Annotated in this window: 15 protein-coding genes; 7 read left to right on the forward strand and 8 right to left on the reverse strand. The window is 52.9% G+C overall.

Annotated features, from left to right (window positions below; genetic code table 11):
• Positions 1-74: 74 nt before the first annotated feature.
• The 5 genes from AC6I7T_RS18330 to AC6I7T_RS18350 all read left to right on the forward strand — a co-directional run bounded on the left by AC6I7T_RS18330 (position 75) and on the right by AC6I7T_RS18350 (position 6,715).
• Positions 75-2,138 carry a S9 family peptidase gene (locus AC6I7T_RS18330; RefSeq protein ID WP_497788879.1) on the forward strand — a complete coding sequence of 688 codons (2,064 nt, stop codon included), beginning with the start codon at positions 75-77 and terminating at the stop codon, positions 2,136-2,138.
• 221 nt (positions 2,139-2,359) lie between these two features.
• A complete protein-coding gene (locus AC6I7T_RS18335) occupies positions 2,360-4,705 on the forward strand; it encodes a hypothetical protein (RefSeq protein WP_497788880.1) in 2,346 nt (781 codons plus the stop codon).
• Positions 4,706-4,728: 23 nt separating this feature from the next.
• Positions 4,729-5,589: a 6,7-dimethyl-8-ribityllumazine synthase gene (ribH, locus tag AC6I7T_RS18340; protein ID WP_497788881.1), complete on the forward strand. Its 861-nt coding sequence runs from the start codon at positions 4,729-4,731 to the stop codon at positions 5,587-5,589.
• On the forward strand, positions 5,586-6,008 hold the full coding sequence (gene nusB, locus AC6I7T_RS18345) for a transcription antitermination factor NusB (RefSeq protein ID WP_497788883.1): 423 nt from the start codon (positions 5,586-5,588) through the stop codon (positions 6,006-6,008). Before ribH ends, nusB begins: the two co-directional genes overlap by 4 nt.
• A gap of 158 nt (positions 6,009-6,166) precedes the next feature.
• A complete protein-coding gene (locus AC6I7T_RS18350; protein WP_497788884.1) occupies positions 6,167-6,715 on the forward strand; it encodes a hypothetical protein in 549 nt (182 codons plus the stop codon).
• A gap of 136 nt (positions 6,716-6,851) precedes the next feature.
• Here the strand turns inward: AC6I7T_RS18350 and AC6I7T_RS18355 are convergent, their stop codons facing one another.
• Positions 6,852-7,823, reverse strand: coding sequence for a 2-hydroxyacid dehydrogenase (locus AC6I7T_RS18355; RefSeq protein ID WP_497788886.1), 972 nt, complete (start codon positions 7,821-7,823; stop codon positions 6,852-6,854).
• A gap of 129 nt (positions 7,824-7,952) precedes the next feature.
• The gene (locus AC6I7T_RS18360) at positions 7,953-8,756 is read right to left on the reverse strand and encodes a hypothetical protein (RefSeq protein WP_497788887.1); all 804 of its coding nucleotides are present in this window, start codon (positions 8,754-8,756) and stop codon (positions 7,953-7,955) included.
• 228 nt (positions 8,757-8,984) lie between these two features.
• Here AC6I7T_RS18360 and AC6I7T_RS18365 point away from each other — a divergent pair, with 228 nt between their 5' ends.
• Together AC6I7T_RS18365 and AC6I7T_RS18370 are read left to right on the forward strand one after the other, a co-directional pair.
• A complete protein-coding gene (locus AC6I7T_RS18365; RefSeq protein ID WP_497788888.1) occupies positions 8,985-10,064 on the forward strand; it encodes an FUSC family protein in 1,080 nt (359 codons plus the stop codon).
• A gap of 49 nt (positions 10,065-10,113) precedes the next feature.
• Positions 10,114-10,293 carry a hypothetical protein gene (locus AC6I7T_RS18370; RefSeq protein WP_497788889.1) on the forward strand — a complete coding sequence of 60 codons (180 nt, stop codon included), beginning with the start codon at positions 10,114-10,116 and terminating at the stop codon, positions 10,291-10,293.
• A gap of 23 nt (positions 10,294-10,316) precedes the next feature.
• Here AC6I7T_RS18370 and AC6I7T_RS18375 read toward each other — a convergent pair whose 3' ends face one another.
• The 6 genes from AC6I7T_RS18375 to hisD are packed head-to-tail and all read right to left on the reverse strand — an operon-like array spanning position 10,317 to position 15,388.
• Entirely contained in the window at positions 10,317-11,003 is a 687-nt protein-coding gene (locus AC6I7T_RS18375) for a 1-(5-phosphoribosyl)-5-[(5-phosphoribosylamino)methylideneamino]imidazole-4-carboxamide isomerase (protein ID WP_497788891.1), read from the reverse strand.
• Positions 10,997-11,776, reverse strand: a complete 780-nt coding sequence (hisF, locus tag AC6I7T_RS18380) for an imidazole glycerol phosphate synthase subunit HisF (RefSeq protein WP_497788893.1) — start codon at positions 11,774-11,776, stop codon at positions 10,997-10,999. The genes AC6I7T_RS18375 and hisF overlap by 7 nt, the downstream gene beginning before the upstream one ends.
• Positions 11,777-11,780: 4 nt before the next feature.
• Positions 11,781-12,371: an imidazole glycerol phosphate synthase subunit HisH gene (hisH, locus tag AC6I7T_RS18385; protein WP_497788894.1), complete on the reverse strand. Its 591-nt coding sequence runs from the start codon at positions 12,369-12,371 to the stop codon at positions 11,781-11,783.
• A gap of 28 nt (positions 12,372-12,399) precedes the next feature.
• Positions 12,400-13,035 carry an imidazoleglycerol-phosphate dehydratase HisB gene (gene hisB / locus AC6I7T_RS18390; protein ID WP_497788896.1) on the reverse strand — a complete coding sequence of 212 codons (636 nt, stop codon included), beginning with the start codon at positions 13,033-13,035 and terminating at the stop codon, positions 12,400-12,402.
• Complete coding sequence (gene hisC, locus AC6I7T_RS18395; RefSeq protein WP_497788897.1) at positions 13,036-14,160, reverse strand: histidinol-phosphate transaminase; 1,125 nt, start codon at positions 14,158-14,160, stop codon at positions 13,036-13,038.
• Positions 14,123-15,388: a histidinol dehydrogenase gene (gene hisD / locus AC6I7T_RS18400; RefSeq protein WP_497788898.1), complete on the reverse strand. Its 1,266-nt coding sequence runs from the start codon at positions 15,386-15,388 to the stop codon at positions 14,123-14,125. Before hisD ends, hisC begins: the two co-directional genes overlap by 38 nt.
• Between the last annotated feature and the right edge of the window lie 55 nt (positions 15,389-15,443).

The raw sequence follows: 15,443 nt of genomic DNA on the forward strand, positions 1-15,443 counted from the left end.
GGACGACGAATCTTGTTTCGCCGGATTGTCGGTAAGCAGGTCTGTTTAGACGGCATTTCTGCTAGCATCCGCTCATGAGGGCATTCCTTTCTACCTTCTTTGTTTTCAGCTCGATTTTCTGCCTGAATTCAGGACTATATGCGCAGCCTGCTCTTGCAGGCACTTCTTCCTCGGCATCTTCTGCGGCATTGCCCAAGGAGCCGCGAATTACAGCATTACTTGCCGAACTAGGAAAAGCTCATGGCTTTCGTCAGACAGCTATTTCTCCGGATGCTGCCAGGATTGCCTGGCTGGAGGCTGGGACAGAGACCATCAAGATTGCGGCTGTTGCCAACTTATCGGAGGTGCGCTCTCTTGTTGTCGGTGAGAAGGCTGAGGGGCAATGTGAGCAGGGAAATTTTGCCTGGTCGCCTGATTCTCGAGTGCTCGCTTTCTTTGTGAGCTGCCCCTCATCGGAGAAGACCGATCTTTATCTGGCAGATGTAACAAGCGGTGCGGCTCTCAGGCGGTTGTTGAGCGTGAAAGGTTATGTCGAGGGTCTTCACTATTCACCGGATGGAGCTTCTCTTTCTTTTCTCTATGTTGAGGGAGCAACCAGACCCTCGGGAGCCCTGGCTGCGATGAAGCCGCCAGCTGGCGTTATAGGAGAGGATGGAGTCGAAATTCAGAGAATTGCGATTGCCGATGTGCAAAAGGGAGAGCTACGCCAAGTCACTCCCGCAGATCTGCACATCTATGAGTATGACTGGGCTCCCGATTCCAAGCATCTGGCCTATATTGCGGCAACGCCTCCGGGCGAGAATAACTGGTGGGTAGCAAAGCTCTATACCCAGGAACTGACTGGACCTGCAAATCCTATTCTCGATCCGGTTACAGTGAGTGGTTCGCTTCATGGGCTGCAGCTCGCTGTGCCCAGATGGTCTCCTGATGGCAAGCAGATTTCCTTTATCGGCGGTCTGATGAGCGATCAAGGCTCGACGGGCGGAGACATCTATCTGGTCCCTGCAAATGGTGGTACTCCTAGAAATCTCACCACCGACCGGCCGACGAGCCCTGCTTGGATGGAATGGCAGGACGATACCCATCTATTGGTGACGGAGCTTGCCGCTGGCGATAGTCGTCTGGTTCGGATGCAGGTGACCTTCGATGGAGGTCGTTTCGACTCTCCTCTCTTCCAGGAACCGGCCTCGATTGGGGATGGGCTGATGCATTTAAGCCTGTCGGCTTCTCGCGACCATTCTACGTTTGCCTTCATGAAACGTTCGTTTTCGACCCCTGAAGAGGTCTGGATACTGAGTTCCGGGAGTCCGAAGCGGGTAACCCAGAGAAATGCCGGGTTGAGGCCGTCCTGGGGAAAAGTGGAGTCGGTCAAATGGACCAACGAAGGCTTTCAAATTCAGGGATGGCTCGTTTATCCGCTGAACTACGACTCCTCCAAGAAGTATCCGATGATTGTTTATGTGCACGGGGGACCGGCCTCTGCCGAGATGCCTGGCTGGCCGGGAGTCGGCTATACCCCGCTCGCTTTTTCTCATCTTGGATATTTTGTTCTTTTGCCGAATCCCCGGGGCAGCTTTGGCCAGGGTGAGGCTTTTGCTGCTGCCAATCGCAAAGACTTTGGTTATGGGGATCTGCGGGACATTCTCGCAGGCATGGACGCTGTTCAGGCCTCTCATCCGATAGACAAGGACCGAATTGGCCTGACGGGCTGGAGCTATGGGGGCTTTATGACGATGTTTGCCGTCACGCAGACCCATCGTTTCCGGGCGGCGGTTGCCGGGGCGGGAATCTCCGACTGGCTGAGTTATTACGGGGAGAACTCAATTGATCAATGGATGAAGCCCTACTTCGGCGCTTCTGTCTATGACGATCCCTCGGTTTATGCCAAGAGTTCGGCGATTAATTTTATTAAACAGGCAAAGACTCCCACCCTGGTTGTCGTGGGAGACCGAGATGGGGAGTGCCCGGCTCCCCAATCTTTTGAGTTCTGGCATGCACTTCGGGCTGCTAGCGTTCCGACACAGTTGGTCGTCTATCCAAATGAAGGCCATCGTTTTGCGTCGATGGACCATCGCCGGGATGTGCTTGAACGAGCCCTGGAGTGGTTCCAGAAATATATGCCGGCTAACGGAGAGTGAGCTTGAGCATCTTCTGATCGTTTATCGGATCCTGGTCGTCACCGACAGATGACCAGGATGTTGTATTTAAAGGGCAAGGTTACCTGGGCTGAATTCGTTTTGAATGGTCCCAAGCGTGAAAACGTCCCGGTCTGCCTGATACACTTCTTTTTCGGACCATTTGGTATTTTTGACAAGGTTCATCATCCGCTGGGCGATTTGACGTCTTGCGGGGAGGTTTCATGCGGCGGTTTTTTACCTTTGCTGTTTTGCTTGCACTAGCACTCCCAGTTGGTATCTCGATTTCCGGTTGCACCAGTAACCCAGATGCGAATTATTGCCAAAACACTGGGTATGGCACGAAGAAGGGAACTGTCTACACGATTTCCCTGACCCCGGTTCAGGGCATCTCGTTGGCATATGGGCAAACGGGCACGGTGACCACGCCAACTGCTGCCGACTGTACTGGTGCCTCAGCTAGCGTTAGCAACTATACCTATTTGACTGACAATCCGAATTTGGCAGACATTTCTCCCAGTGGATCGATCTGCGCCGGTACCTGGAACAAGAACAGCGCTGGCGGTACGCCGGACTACACTGTTTGCACGCCGTCAAAGCAGACAGGTGTTGTTCACCTCTGGGCGAATGGCGCGGGCGTCAGCTCGAATAAGATTCCGGTCTATATTCATCCGCCGATTTCCAGCCTGCAGCTTACGAATACTGCAAGCATTGCAACAGGATCCTGTATTTCTCAAGGGGATACCCAGACACTGAGTGTCTCGGCATATTCTGCGAATGCAGACGGAACAAGTAGCTTGCTGTGTCCAATAACGGACGCAAAGGGAAATATAATAACTTCCTGTACCGATGTCATTGGTTCTTTGAGCTACACGCCGGTAAACTCGAACGTCGCTTCAATTGACCAAACCGGCAAAATTACGGCGAAGCTGCCGGGTTCTACAGCGATCAGTGCTACGCTCTCATCGGTTAGCTCGACTGCCGGATATTTCTCCGTCTGTTCGCCGGTGCAGTTCTCCCTGGCACTGCCCAATGGGACGACCACGGGAACGATCACTAATGGTGTTTCTCAAAATCTGAATTCGAAGGCAATCGATAGGAACAACAAGACCATCAGTGGTTTGACGCTCGACTACACATCGACCATTCCACGGAACATCACTGTTTCCTCAAGCGGCGTTCTCAGCAGCACCTACCCAGGGACTGCAAATATTTATGCTTTCTGCCAACCGTCGAACTGCAACCCCTCTCCTCTCGACAAAGTCGGTCAGTTAGGGGGAACTGGTGTTCCGATCGTTTCCAATCCGATCCATGTGACGGCAGATGGTAATTCCAGTTCCTATCTGTGGATTGGCAGTCCGAATCAGTCACAGTATTTTGTGCCTGTGAACGTGTTTGCTGGTACTGTTGGCAGCCCTGTGCGCCTGCCTTACATGCCGAATTCCATGATTCTCGACCAGACGGGAGCCAGCCTCTATTTCGGCAGCTACCGTGAGCTGATGGTCTACAGCGCGAGTACCAACAGCCTCTCTTCGGAAGACACGAATGTCCCCGGAGTTGTTCTGGCTGTCTCTCCCGATAATTCACAGGTATTGATTAACGATCAAACCTCGGCCAGACAGGTCTTTTACTTGTACAACGTTTCCGGAAAGACCTTTTCTACCTACGGTGGCGTTGGCTCTAAGGCCGCTTGGACCCCGGATGGCAAGACTCTATACATCCTGGGCAGCGGAAGTTATGCCAATAAGCTTTTCGTTTATAACAATTTCACCGGATGGCATACCTACGATCTCTCGGGATCTGGAAGTGCAGGGGACATCGCTATTACGGTTCCTCATGCTGGAGCCTATTTCGCAGGTACAACGTCGACTGTTGCCCGTGGCTACTGCTGGGATAACACAACCGGCGCAGCTTATCCATCGGCCGATACGGTGGGCGTTGCCACGGATCATCTCGCAGCGACATCTGATGGACTTCATATCCTTGGTACTTGGGTAAACACCAATACTGCTGCAACAGCCGAGACTACGAACCTGTACGACATCGGTATCAATAATCTCGGATTCGACATTAGCTCTTCATCCCCGTCGGGAATATGCCCTGCTACGAATGGTGTGACGAGTGCGCTGAAGTTCTCCTCGACGGTTCAGCAGACTTCCTTCTCGATCACGAAGCCTGCAGGCTATAACGCGATCGTCAATCAGCTGGTGGCAGCGACAAACTCTTCGTTGGCCTTCGTTACATACAACTTCCTGGACGGCAACAATCAGGCCTACGCCACGCCGAGTTCAACCGGTGCTGTACTGCCGTACTACAAGCCTGGTGCTGTCGGTTCAATCGGCACAGTCGGAAACGTGACCATATCCGGTACCGCAACCGCACCTGTTGGCGGTACGTTTAGCCCGGACAATTCGATATTCTTCGTCGGGACTTCAGGGGACAACATGGTTCACTACATCAACACATCGACCCTGAAAGACACCACTCAGATTAGTCCCAAACTACTGGACAACAATGGAGTCGCTGTGGCGCCGACTGTAATTTGGGCCTATCCGCGTGCAGCTAACTAAATGAGCGAGGGCAAGAAAATCAAATGATCAAGGGTATTACCGTCTTGCACTCCGCTGCCTCTTCTGCGGCGAATGACAAGTTAACCAGTTTCTTCTCCGGGCTGGGATTTGAATCAGGAAAAGAGGGCCCGATTTCGGGACCCTCTTTCTTGGCCCCAACGGGAAATCTGCAATTCGCGGATGGCTCTCAATCTCCGAAATCCGGAATTCAAGTGGAAGTTACGGAGCTGGACGCCGTTTATTCCTCGGTACAGCAGTGGCTAAGCTCAACCTGGGGGGAGGCTACCGGACGCATTACGCCGGTTTCCGAAGCAGAGAAGATTCGTTCTTTCGAAGCTGAACCTGTTCCCGGCCTGCGAATCGCCTTCTGGGAATGGACCGATATTTTGCAAGGCAAGCCAGTCGCAATCGAAGGCGATTTGAGCGCTGCGGGCATGCGGTTTGCAATTGTTGTTGCCCGTTGGAATGCAGTTATTACAGACCGTCTTTTGCAGGGCTCGCTGGATGCACTGTGCCGTAGTGGCGCTGTCAAAAGCGATATTCAGATTGTTCGCGTTCCCGGGGCTTGGGAGATTCCCTCTGCTGCCCGTGCTTTGGCAGAGAAGAAACAATATGACGCGATTATTACCCTTGGCTGCCTGCTTCGTGGAGAAACTGCGCATTATGAGGCAATCTACAACGAAGTTTCCCGTGGCATAGGGCAGTCGCAGCAGGAGACCGGTATTCCTCACTCTTTTGGTGTGTTGACCTGCGAGACCTTGGAGCAGGCCCTGAATCGTGCTGGTATTAAGGCAGGAAATAAGGGGTTTGAAGCCGCGGTAGCCGCAATTGAAATGGTTTCGCTGCATCGGAAATTGGGCAAACCTGCCGGCGGGGTTGCATGAGCGTCGCCGGTTCAAGACGCAAATCCCGCGAACTTGCCATGCAAATGCTCTTTCAGGCCGACATGGGCAAGCAATCCCCTGAAGAAGTTCGCAATACTTTCTGGAAGGCCCGCGAAACGGTTGATGCCGATGTGCGTGGCTTTGCCGAGGACCTTTTTCGTGTAGCGAAAACTCGCGAAGAAGAAATCGACACAATTATCGAAAAACACTCGGCCAATTGGCGGTTGGTTCGTATGCCGGCGGTAGACCGCAATGTGCTTCGACTGGCAGTTGCCGAGATGATCGGTTTTCGCGGTACCCCTTTTCCCATTGTTATCAATGAGGCTTTGGAGATTGCCCGTCGTTATTCTGCGCCGGAGTCGATTAACTTCCTGAATGGGGTTCTCGATGCCATTGCACGCGCACAGCTGAATTCATAATCCTTCTAGAGGAGGACTTTGGACTGGCGGAGTTCCGCAATAGGGGCTTGCATTCAAATAAGCTATAAACAGGTCTCCTCAGAGGAGGCCTGGGCGATCCGTGTAGCTTCGGGTACATCTACGCTGAAATTGCTTCAGTCCTTGGTATGCTTGCAATCGTGACTCGTATTTCTCGCTCTTTGCCTTTGTTCGTTATTGCTGCTTTATGTATCTCAGGTTGTTCTCGCTCCTCCTCCAAACAAGATGCTCCGACATCCCGGCAGGAGGCCAGGCTGCAGGCGCGAGCCGCCGCACAGGGCCGTGAGAATGATCGCCAGCAGCTGGAAAAGATTCCTCCACCGACAAAGAGTCGATATATCGATGTAAGAACTCCCGATACCTGGCAAAATCCATTTTTGAGCGTCGGTACCGATGTCATTAAGATGCGGGTTGTAATGCCCGATGCTAATCCCAGCCAAATAGGGCAAGGCGGGATGTTGCGTCCAGCCGGAGCTCGTCGTCAGGATCTGGATATTCGAATTGCAGATCTACCGTCGGCTCTGACGGCACTTCCAGTAAAAGCATGGCCCTATGGTCGAGTGATTGCAGTTGCTGAAGGCCCCACAACGGACAAGAAGTTAAGACTGCAAATACGACGCAATGTCGAAGCTACAATCCAGACCTTGAATGATCTGGGCATTGTGGTCGATGAATGGCCGACGAAATAACACAGTTCTTATCGAAAGAGGGCCACGATTAAAAACGTGGCCCTCTTGTCGTCAAGTAACGTGAAGAGCGGCTTTCTTTGGTGGAAAGCCACGCCCACTTCTATTGCTTCGGGTCTACATCTTTTCGGGAAATGCTCTAATATCCATTCGAAACGATATTGTGTAAGGGCCGTCCTTCTATCAGACGACGAACCTGATCGGCAGCGATCTGTAAGGCTCGCGGCATAAATTGTCCTGTAGAGCCCGCGACGTGCGGGGTTAGCAGTAGATTGGGCGCGCTCCAGAGAGGGTGTCCGGCTGGAAGCGGCTCCGGGTCTGTCACATCGATAGCCGCTCTAATTTTGCCAGCATTGAGCTCTTCTACTAGAGCATCGGTATCTACCACCGGTCCGCGTGCGGCATTGACGAGTAATGCGCCTTGCTTCAGTAAGGCAAATTCAGCACGCCCAAACATCCCTGTGGTTTCGTTTGTAAGCGGGACAATCAGGACAACAACATCTGCATCCGGCAATACGCTATGGAGATTCGATACCGGGTGTACAGGTGGCTCTCGTCGAGCGCTTCGAGCTACACGAACGATCTCCACTTCAAAGGGCTTCAGTCTGTCTTCGATAGCCTCTCCGATAGCACCGTAGCCAATAATGAGCACCTTCTTACCGGAGAGGTCCTCAAGAAGCACCGGGGGGTAACTTGGTGGCGATTGTTTGTGCATGGCGCTGAATCGTTCCGGAGCTTCAAATCGACGCGACCATTTTTCCGAGCGCTGCACGTCGAAATAAAACGGCATGTACTTCAGGGAAGCCAGGATCGCCATGATCGCCCATTCGGCTGTGGCTCGAGTATGCGCGCCTTGTGCATCGCAAACCGTTATCTTGGGTCCCACCAGTTGGAGAAGCCAATCCACACCTGCCCAGAGGCCCTGCACAACCTTAATTCCCTTTAAGTGGGGGAAGATTGCTTTCGCCGGAGCGGGATACAACGGCGGAATCCAAAGATCGATTTCAACCGGGTGATCCAGGGTGTCTGGAAGGGGAATGATTTGCGCTTCGGAAGGGAAAAGAGAGAAGAACTTGGGATCAACGGAATCAGGTAAACCGACGCGAATCATTGTCGCAGCACCTCGGGAAAAATCGCTTTTTTCATGCTACACGGGCGTGCTGCGCATATGGGAAGCGGAGCTATATCTGCCCCTGCCGGTTCTGCTTTGTGCTCGGTTTACCTTTTGGGGGAAATGTCTTTAGTGGGTATGAAAGATTTTGCTGTTGATGTCGGGCCAATACTCCTTCACCAGATTGGAAAACCCATCGATTCCGATCTGTAAGATCCACTTCTGACCTGTCTTTGTCCATGTCCGCTCGCGGCTTGGGTAATAGAGTGTCGATATTCCAGCCGCAGCCCCATTCCCAATCACCTCTGAGAAGTTCGGCGTCGGATTACCCTGGTCTGTCCGTGTAATCAAGAGCCGGGATACAGAATAGCCTGTGCGTTTGATGATGCCGCCGTGACCTTTTGTGTAGTAGCGGGGATCTTCGCGAGTAAGAGTCGGCAGGGCAAACTCCGTCATCAGGTTTCCTGCAACGTTATCAGCAAAGGAGTGCCAGTAATAGCGGGCATATCCTGGAGCTCCCTGGTGGAATTCGGGGTAGGAATCCTGTGCCTGGCTGACTCCAGCCAGAATGCCTACAAAGAGAAAGGCCGAATAATCGAAGCTATCCTGAAGTGTGAGGACCAATTTCTCTTTTGTCGATTCCGGGGGGAGCTTAGTGTCTGCCGAAACAGAACGGAAATTCGGAATTATTCCGAGAATGCGGCTGGTCTGCTGCCCTGACGCCGGAGCCGTCGGCTGAGTAGTGGATGCCGATGTGGAGGCTGGCTGTTGAGCCTCTGCCACGGTGGGGGCGTCCGGAAATGATGCGCCAATCGAGCTCGGAGATGGGGGGGACGTGGAAACAGCTTCTTCCTGAGCGTGAAGCCGAGATCCAGAGAGGAAGAACAGAATCAGAACAATGACGAGAAACTTATTTCGATGGGATGGGAACATGAACTCCTCAGATATGTATTATGACGAACTCGCAGCGCCTTTAGATTTCTTACAAATTGTTCATCTAAAAAGGCGTGGCCAAGAGGGTCCGGTACCTGAGAGGTTTTAGCCGGGATCAAGTGAGGTAGCCGTCACAGGTCAGAGTAAACAACACATGTTAGAAAAGAGGAAACATCAAACAATTGAGACCCTTTCTCCAAGAATTATCCAAAAGGTTGGCACACTAGAATGCGCCGCAAAATTAGCCTGATCACGCAAGAGCATCGAAACCTGCTAATCCAAGGAACAAAGACTGGCTTAGCGGCTGCGTTGAGCTGTTGGATCACATCTCTCTTTCATTTGCATGAAGCCTATTGGTCAGGTATCAGCGCTGTTATCGTTTTGCAATCGGATGTAGGTTCAACCGTAACGGCTTCGCGTAACCGTTTTATTGGGACCACAATCGGCGCACTGCTTGGATTCGTGGGATCGCTCGTAGGTCCGCAACCGGAAGTCTACGGACTCACTGTTTTGGTGGCCATGGTTCTGTGCGGGCTATTGAATCTAAAAGAGAGCTCCCGTTTAGCGGGAGTGACGATCACCATCGTGATGATGGTTCAGCAACATGGTCCGAGGCTTTCCCACTGGCACATCGCTCTCAATCGATTCTTGGAAGTTCTCGTTGGCATCATCGTTGCCTTGATCGTATCGGCCGTAGTAATGCCCCGACGGGCACGCGAGCACCTTCAAGAGGGGCTGGCCCAGGCTTACCGGTCACTTGGAACTTTCTTTGAAACGATCATGTTGGGCTTCCGCGATACTCCCGCCGAGAATCTACAGGAGGCCAAGACGACTACCGGTCTGTTGCTGCGAACCAATGAGCAGCTGCTTCGTGCGGCGCGTCATGAACCTGCAATTGGTCCCGCTGCTATCGAATGTCTTTCGTTGTTAGCCGAGTACGCACGGGCTCTATATGCCGCGTTGCTGGCCTTGGAAATTTCCGTGAGAGAGAGCCATAGTGATCAGTTCGGCCGCCGTTTGGAGCCTGAATTAGGGAAACTGGTAGGAGATACCAAAACCGGTTTCCTTCACGTTGCAAATTGCGCGAGCAACTGGCGATTTGATATTCCACCGGAAGGTATTGACCTCGAAGCCGATATTGCTGCTCTTGACGCCCGGATTGCGGAAGGTCGCACACAGAGTCAGAATGTGCCTCTGGAAGAGATACTCCGGCTCTATGCTGTGCAGTTGCACCTGAAACAGATTGCCAGAGTCTTGCGTGCCTCCCGACTGCAGTTAAATGAGGCAGTTACAGAGAATAAGCGCTGAAGTGAGTTCAATCTGGAGATGCCCTCGATCACGATATGCTGATACAAGCATGCGAGCACTTATCTGGTTTGTTCTAGCTGCAGGGTGGGGAATCGAAGCATTAATTTCGAAGATTCGCCACAATACCGGCCACGCGATTCTTACTGCCGCGATTGCCATGATATTTGCTGTCGTTGGCTGGATGGTGCGCCGGTATGACCGGCGCTTGCTTGAAAATCGGAGAAGCTGATACCGCAGTTATAGTGGGCGAACTCAGGCCTTCAGTGTTCCGGTATAGACAGCCATTCCCGAGACGGCATCAATACCCATTGCATCCAGGGCATCGATTTCTTTCTGTTCTCGAATACCTCCGGCGACAATGAGCTGGCGAGAGGTCTTCTTTTTCAGCCGTTCCGCAATATCGATGGGAAATCCCTGCATCGTACCTTCCCTATCGATATGGGTATAGAGGAATGCTTCACAGTAGGGTTCCAGCTCGGCGATTGCCTCATCGGGCGTAAGTGCGACCTGCTCCTTCCAACCTTTTACGGCGACCCGTCCCTGCTTAGTATCGATTCCTGCGATGATGTGGTTTGCTCCGACAGTGGAAGATAATTCCGCTGCGAAGTCCGTATTTACCAACGTCGGTGCCGCTGTCGCGCGAAAGAGCGAGGATCCTACGATCACGCGCCGTGCTCCTGCATCGAGGACCTCCTTTGCGCGCTGCACGTTATGAATGCCACCACCTACCTGGCAGGGCAAACGGCTGGCGATCTTTTCGATCAGCGTGCGGTTGTCTCCTTGACGCATAGCAGCATCCAGATCAATGAGCTGGACCACCGGGTAAGCTGCGAAGCGATTAATCCAGTATTCGAAATCATCGAAAGCAAGCTTTAGTTTTTCTCCCTGAACGAGTTGAACAATGCGCCCACCCATCAGATCAATTGAAGGAATTAGCATGGAAGCCTCACTGGCACTCCGGCAGAAGCCAGTTGCTCCTTCAGATCGCGAGCGCTGGAAATACCGAAGTGGAAGATACTGGCGGCAAGGGCAGCATGAGCCTTACCGCGATCAAAGACCTCGACGAAGTGCGCAGCTGTGCCGGCTCCTCCAGAGGCAATTACGGGAATCTGCACAACTTCACTTACCCGCGCTGTCAGCTCACAATCGAAGCCTGCTCGTGTTCCATCCGAGTCCATCGAGGTAAGCAGAATCTCTCCCGCGCCGCGCTCCTCTGCCTCGCGGGCCCAGTCGAGCACTTTGCGTCCAGTGGGCTTGCGGCCTCCATGGACATAGACCTCAGCCTCCGCTATCGGGTCTGTAGCATCAGGACTGCGCCGGGCATCGATAGCGACAATGACGGCTTGAGCGCCAAAGCTTCGTCCGATTTCGTCAATCAACTCAGGGCGTGCGAGCGCCGCGGAGTTGATGCTGACCTTGTCCGCTCCGGCATCGAATACGGCAGAAGCATCTTCGGCCGTGCGAATACCGCCGCCGACAGTGAAGGGAATGAAGAGCTCGCGAGCGGTTCTTCGTACCGTCTCTAGCAGCGTTCCACGTCCCTCATGTGTCGCGGTGATATCGAGCAGGACAATCTCGTCAGCGCCTTCTTTTGCATGGCGGGCAGCCAGAGCAGCCGGATCACCGGCATCGATCAGGTCTACAAATTGCACACCTTTGACAACACGTCCGGCCTTGACGTCCAGGCACGCGATTACACGTTTGGTCAGCATCGTTCTAGATCTCCAAGAAGTTGCGCAGAACACGCATCCCGGTCTTGCTGGATTTTTCGGGGTGGAATTGGACTCCCATGATGTTGTCGCGTTCTACAGCGCCAGTAAAGGAACCTCCATACTCTGTAACTGCCACTGTGCCTTGGACCACGGGGGCACGGTAGGAGTGAGTGTAGTAGACGTATTCTCCGTCTTGAATTCCTTTCATCAACCTGGAACCTGGGGTTACTTGAATAGAATTCCAGCCCACGTGTGGAACTCTGATGCCCGAAGGGAATCGCTCGCACAGTCCCTGAAAGGCGCCAAAACCGCGCTGATCCGGATCTTCTGTGCTTCCCTCAAAGAGCCATTGCAAGCCAACACAGATTCCGAGAAAAGGAACTCCACGTGTAGTTGCTTCTCGAACTGCGTCTGTAAGACAGGCATCGTCGAGAAGCTTGGTTGCGGCAAAATGACCTACTCCAGGCAAAATGATTTTTGTTGCGGAAGCCACAACAGTGGGGTCTGCGGTAACGGTCGCAGCGGCTCCTAAAGTAGTAAGAGCTTTCATGACTGAGGTCAGATTGCCAGCTTTGTAGTCGATAACGGCGATCAATGGAGTCTCCTGATATAGAGCCGTGGTACTAAAGCAATCCCTTAGTACTTGGCAGCATTTCACCGAGTTGCGGATCTTTGGAGCAGGCAACTCGCAGGGCACGCGCAAATGCCTTAAAGATGGCTTCGATCTTGTGGTGGTTCGAGCGGCCGTACATTACCTTCATGTGGACGTTGGCGCGAACACCGCGGGCAAATCCTTCGAAAAAGTCGGTTACCAGTTCGGACTGAAGATCTCCCACCAGCCGTACACGAACCTTAGTATCGACTGCAAAGGCCGGGCGACCGCTTAAATCGATTGCTGCAATTGCCAGCGTCTCATCCATTGGCATCAGAAAGTATCCGGCACGAAGGATGCCCTTTTTATCTCCCAGGGCTTTATCGAAGGCTTCTCCGAGAGCGATGCCCACATCTTCTACCGTGTGGTGCTGATCGACGTCCAAATCTCCATTGCACTGGAGATCGAGATCGAAGGCTCCATGCCGGGTAAAGAGCTCCAACATGTGATCGAAGAAGCGAATGCCGGTATGGACGTTGTATTTTCCGCTTCCTTCAATCGTGAGACGGAGAGAAATCTTCGTCTCGGTGGTATTCCGGTCAAGCGATGCAGTGCGCTTCTTTGTTGCTGGGGAGGTTTTTCGAGGTGATGCTTTCTTTGTTGCCATCTAGCGCTTGTTCTCCCATCCAATAGCAGTTAATGATGCCGATAGAGCTTCGTGTGCAACTTGCATTTGCTGCCTTGTTCCAATGGTGATGCGAACACAGCCGTCGCATCCCGGGTCTGCCGAGCGGTCGCGAACCAGGACTCCGCGTTTCTGCATCTCTTGTGCGAATTGGCGATGCTTTTCTCCGATGTAGACCAGAATGAAGTTGGCTTGCGAGGGCCAGAAGCGTAGGCCAATTTCTTGCAGAACTGTCTTGAATTCTGTACGGGCTACGGTGACTTGATCGACATACCAATTCAGGTAAGTCTCATCCTGTAATGCTGCGGGCAGACAAGCGAGAGCCATCGAATTGACACTGTACGGAGAAAGTACCCGGCGAATCCACCGCATCGCTTCTTCTGTTCCAGCCAGAACACCGATGCGGAGTCCGGCGAGTCCATAGGCTTTGGAGTAGGTCCGAGTCAGCATCAGATTCGGGATCTTGCCGATTAGGTCGGCAACGGTTTCTCCGTAGAAGTGAAAGTACGCCTCATCGACCAGCACAATCGCCTGAGGTGCCCGGGTTGCAATCTCCAGAATCTGCTCCCGGGTAGCGATTGATCCGGTAGGGCTATTGGGATTGGCAATGGCAATCAGCTTTGTCTTAGGCGTAATGGCAGCGAGGAGCCTCTCATAAGGGAAAGCGAAGCTTTCGTCTGCCTGTACCGTTTTTACGGTTGCATCTGTTGCGGACGCATAGACCTCGTACATCGTGTACGTAGGTATGGGAAGCAGAAGCTCGTCGCCCTCATCCAGAAAGGTCTCGAAGAGAACGTGGATTGCCTCGTCGACTCCGTTCGTAAGAACTGTTTGCGCTGGAGTAAGACCGAGATATGTGGCTACCTTGGCCTCGACAGATTCGCGTTCCGGATATTTTGTGACAATCTGGGCTGCGATATTGGCCAATGCCTTCAATACTAACGGCGAGCATTCCAGTGTATTTTCGTTGAAGTCCAGTCTTAGTGAGTCGCGGCTACCTAGCGGAGGGTGATACTCCTTCATCTGGCGAACGCGAGCACGTGGAGCTGGTGTCGATAGTGTGGCTGGTTCAGGCACGTATCCCCCTTGTACGAATAGCTTCGGCATGTCCTTTCAGTCCTTCTGCTTCTGCTAATGCAATAGCGACAGGACCAAGCTGGCGCAAACCTGCTTGCGTGTATTGCTGCACTGTGATGACTTTGACGAAATCCAGAACACTCAATCCTCCACGCACACGTGCTGTTCCCCCGGTAGGCAATGTGTGATTCGGACCGGAGACATAGTCTCCCATCGGTTGCGGCGAATACTTTCCGACAAAGACCGAACCTGCATTGGTCACCCATTTGAGGTCGGCTGCCGTGTCGACGGTCAAGTGTTCCGGTGCCAGACGATTGGTAATCGACCTTGCCTCATCAACGGTCTTGGCTAGAAAGACGATACCGTTACGGAGGACGGATTCTTTTGCAATGGGATTCGTCTTGATGCGCTGCTTCGTTTCCGAGATGACCTCTTTTGCCAACGTTGCCGATGTTGTGACAAATATCGGTAGTGCTTCCGGATCATGTTCAGCCTGTGCTACCAGATCCGATGCAATTGCTGCAGCGTCTCCCGTTTCACTCGTGACGACGATTTCTGTCGGTCCTGCCAACATATCGATGCTGCAATCGAAGGCTACAAGCTTCTTTGCTGCGGTGACGTAAAGATTGCCGGGACCAACGATGCGGTCGACACGTGCAATACTCTCTGTCCCATAGGCAAGGGCTGCGACAGCCTGCGCTCCACCGATGCGATAGAAATTCTCTACATTCAAAAGTGCTGCAGCTGCCAGCGTTTCTCTAGCCGGTTTCGGCGAGACTACGACGATGCGCTTTACGCCTGCAACCTGTGCGGGGATGACTGTCATGAGCAGCGTTGAGGGCAAAGGATAACGGCCGCTGGGAACATAGCATCCGGCAGCCTCCAGCGGACGGATAGCAACACCGGCTTTTAGCCCATCACTGGGAGTAAAGGTCCAATCTTGTGGAAGCTGGCGTTCCGCAAAGGCCCGGATGTTGTCAGCTGCGCGTCGGATGGAGTCACGAAGCTTCTGAGGAGTTTCTTCCCAGGCTTGCTGCATTTCTTCGCGACTAATTTGTAAGGAAGTATGTTTCGTGTGTCCGTCGAACTTGGTCGCGTACTTTCTCAGGGCGCGATCGCCATTCTTTCGGACGTCGGCAACGATCTTTGTGACAGCCGGCATTACCGTATCGAGAGTTGCTCCACTGCGCCGTTCGAGTTGTTTAAGCAGTTGCTCTGCTTCCTCTGCATTGCGGCCACTGGTTCTGATCAGTCTCATTTTCACTTGTCTCGCGTAAGGAGATCTGCGGGTTATCCCAGCTTTATTATTGCGA

The sequence above is a fragment of the Humiphilus diazotrophicus genome (genome assembly GCF_059726315.1).

Coding starts and splice junctions, on each gene's coding strand:
- AC6I7T_RS18330 (WP_497788879.1), top strand. CDS start 75: ATGAGGGCATTCCTTTCTACCTTCTTTGTTTTCAGCTCGATTTTCTGC.
- AC6I7T_RS18335 (WP_497788880.1), top strand. CDS start 2,360: ATGCGGCGGTTTTTTACCTTTGCTGTTTTGCTTGCACTAGCACTCCCA.
- ribH (WP_497788881.1), top strand. CDS start 4,729: ATGATCAAGGGTATTACCGTCTTGCACTCCGCTGCCTCTTCTGCGGCG.
- nusB (WP_497788883.1), top strand. CDS start 5,586: ATGAGCGTCGCCGGTTCAAGACGCAAATCCCGCGAACTTGCCATGCAA.
- AC6I7T_RS18355 (WP_497788886.1), bottom strand. CDS start 7,823: ATGATTCGCGTCGGTTTACCTGATTCCGTTGATCCCAAGTTCTTCTCT.
- AC6I7T_RS18360 (WP_497788887.1), bottom strand. CDS start 8,756: ATGTTCCCATCCCATCGAAATAAGTTTCTCGTCATTGTTCTGATTCTG.
- AC6I7T_RS18365 (WP_497788888.1), top strand. CDS start 8,985: ATGCGCCGCAAAATTAGCCTGATCACGCAAGAGCATCGAAACCTGCTA.
- AC6I7T_RS18370 (WP_497788889.1), top strand. CDS start 10,114: ATGCGAGCACTTATCTGGTTTGTTCTAGCTGCAGGGTGGGGAATCGAA.
- AC6I7T_RS18375 (WP_497788891.1), bottom strand. CDS start 11,003: ATGCTAATTCCTTCAATTGATCTGATGGGTGGGCGCATTGTTCAACTC.
- hisF (WP_497788893.1), bottom strand. CDS start 11,776: ATGCTGACCAAACGTGTAATCGCGTGCCTGGACGTCAAGGCCGGACGT.
- hisB (WP_497788896.1), bottom strand. CDS start 13,035: ATGGCAACAAAGAAAGCATCACCTCGAAAAACCTCCCCAGCAACAAAG.
- hisC (WP_497788897.1), bottom strand. CDS start 14,160: ATGCCGAAGCTATTCGTACAAGGGGGATACGTGCCTGAACCAGCCACA.
- hisD (WP_497788898.1), bottom strand. CDS start 15,388: ATGAGACTGATCAGAACCAGTGGCCGCAATGCAGAGGAAGCAGAGCAA.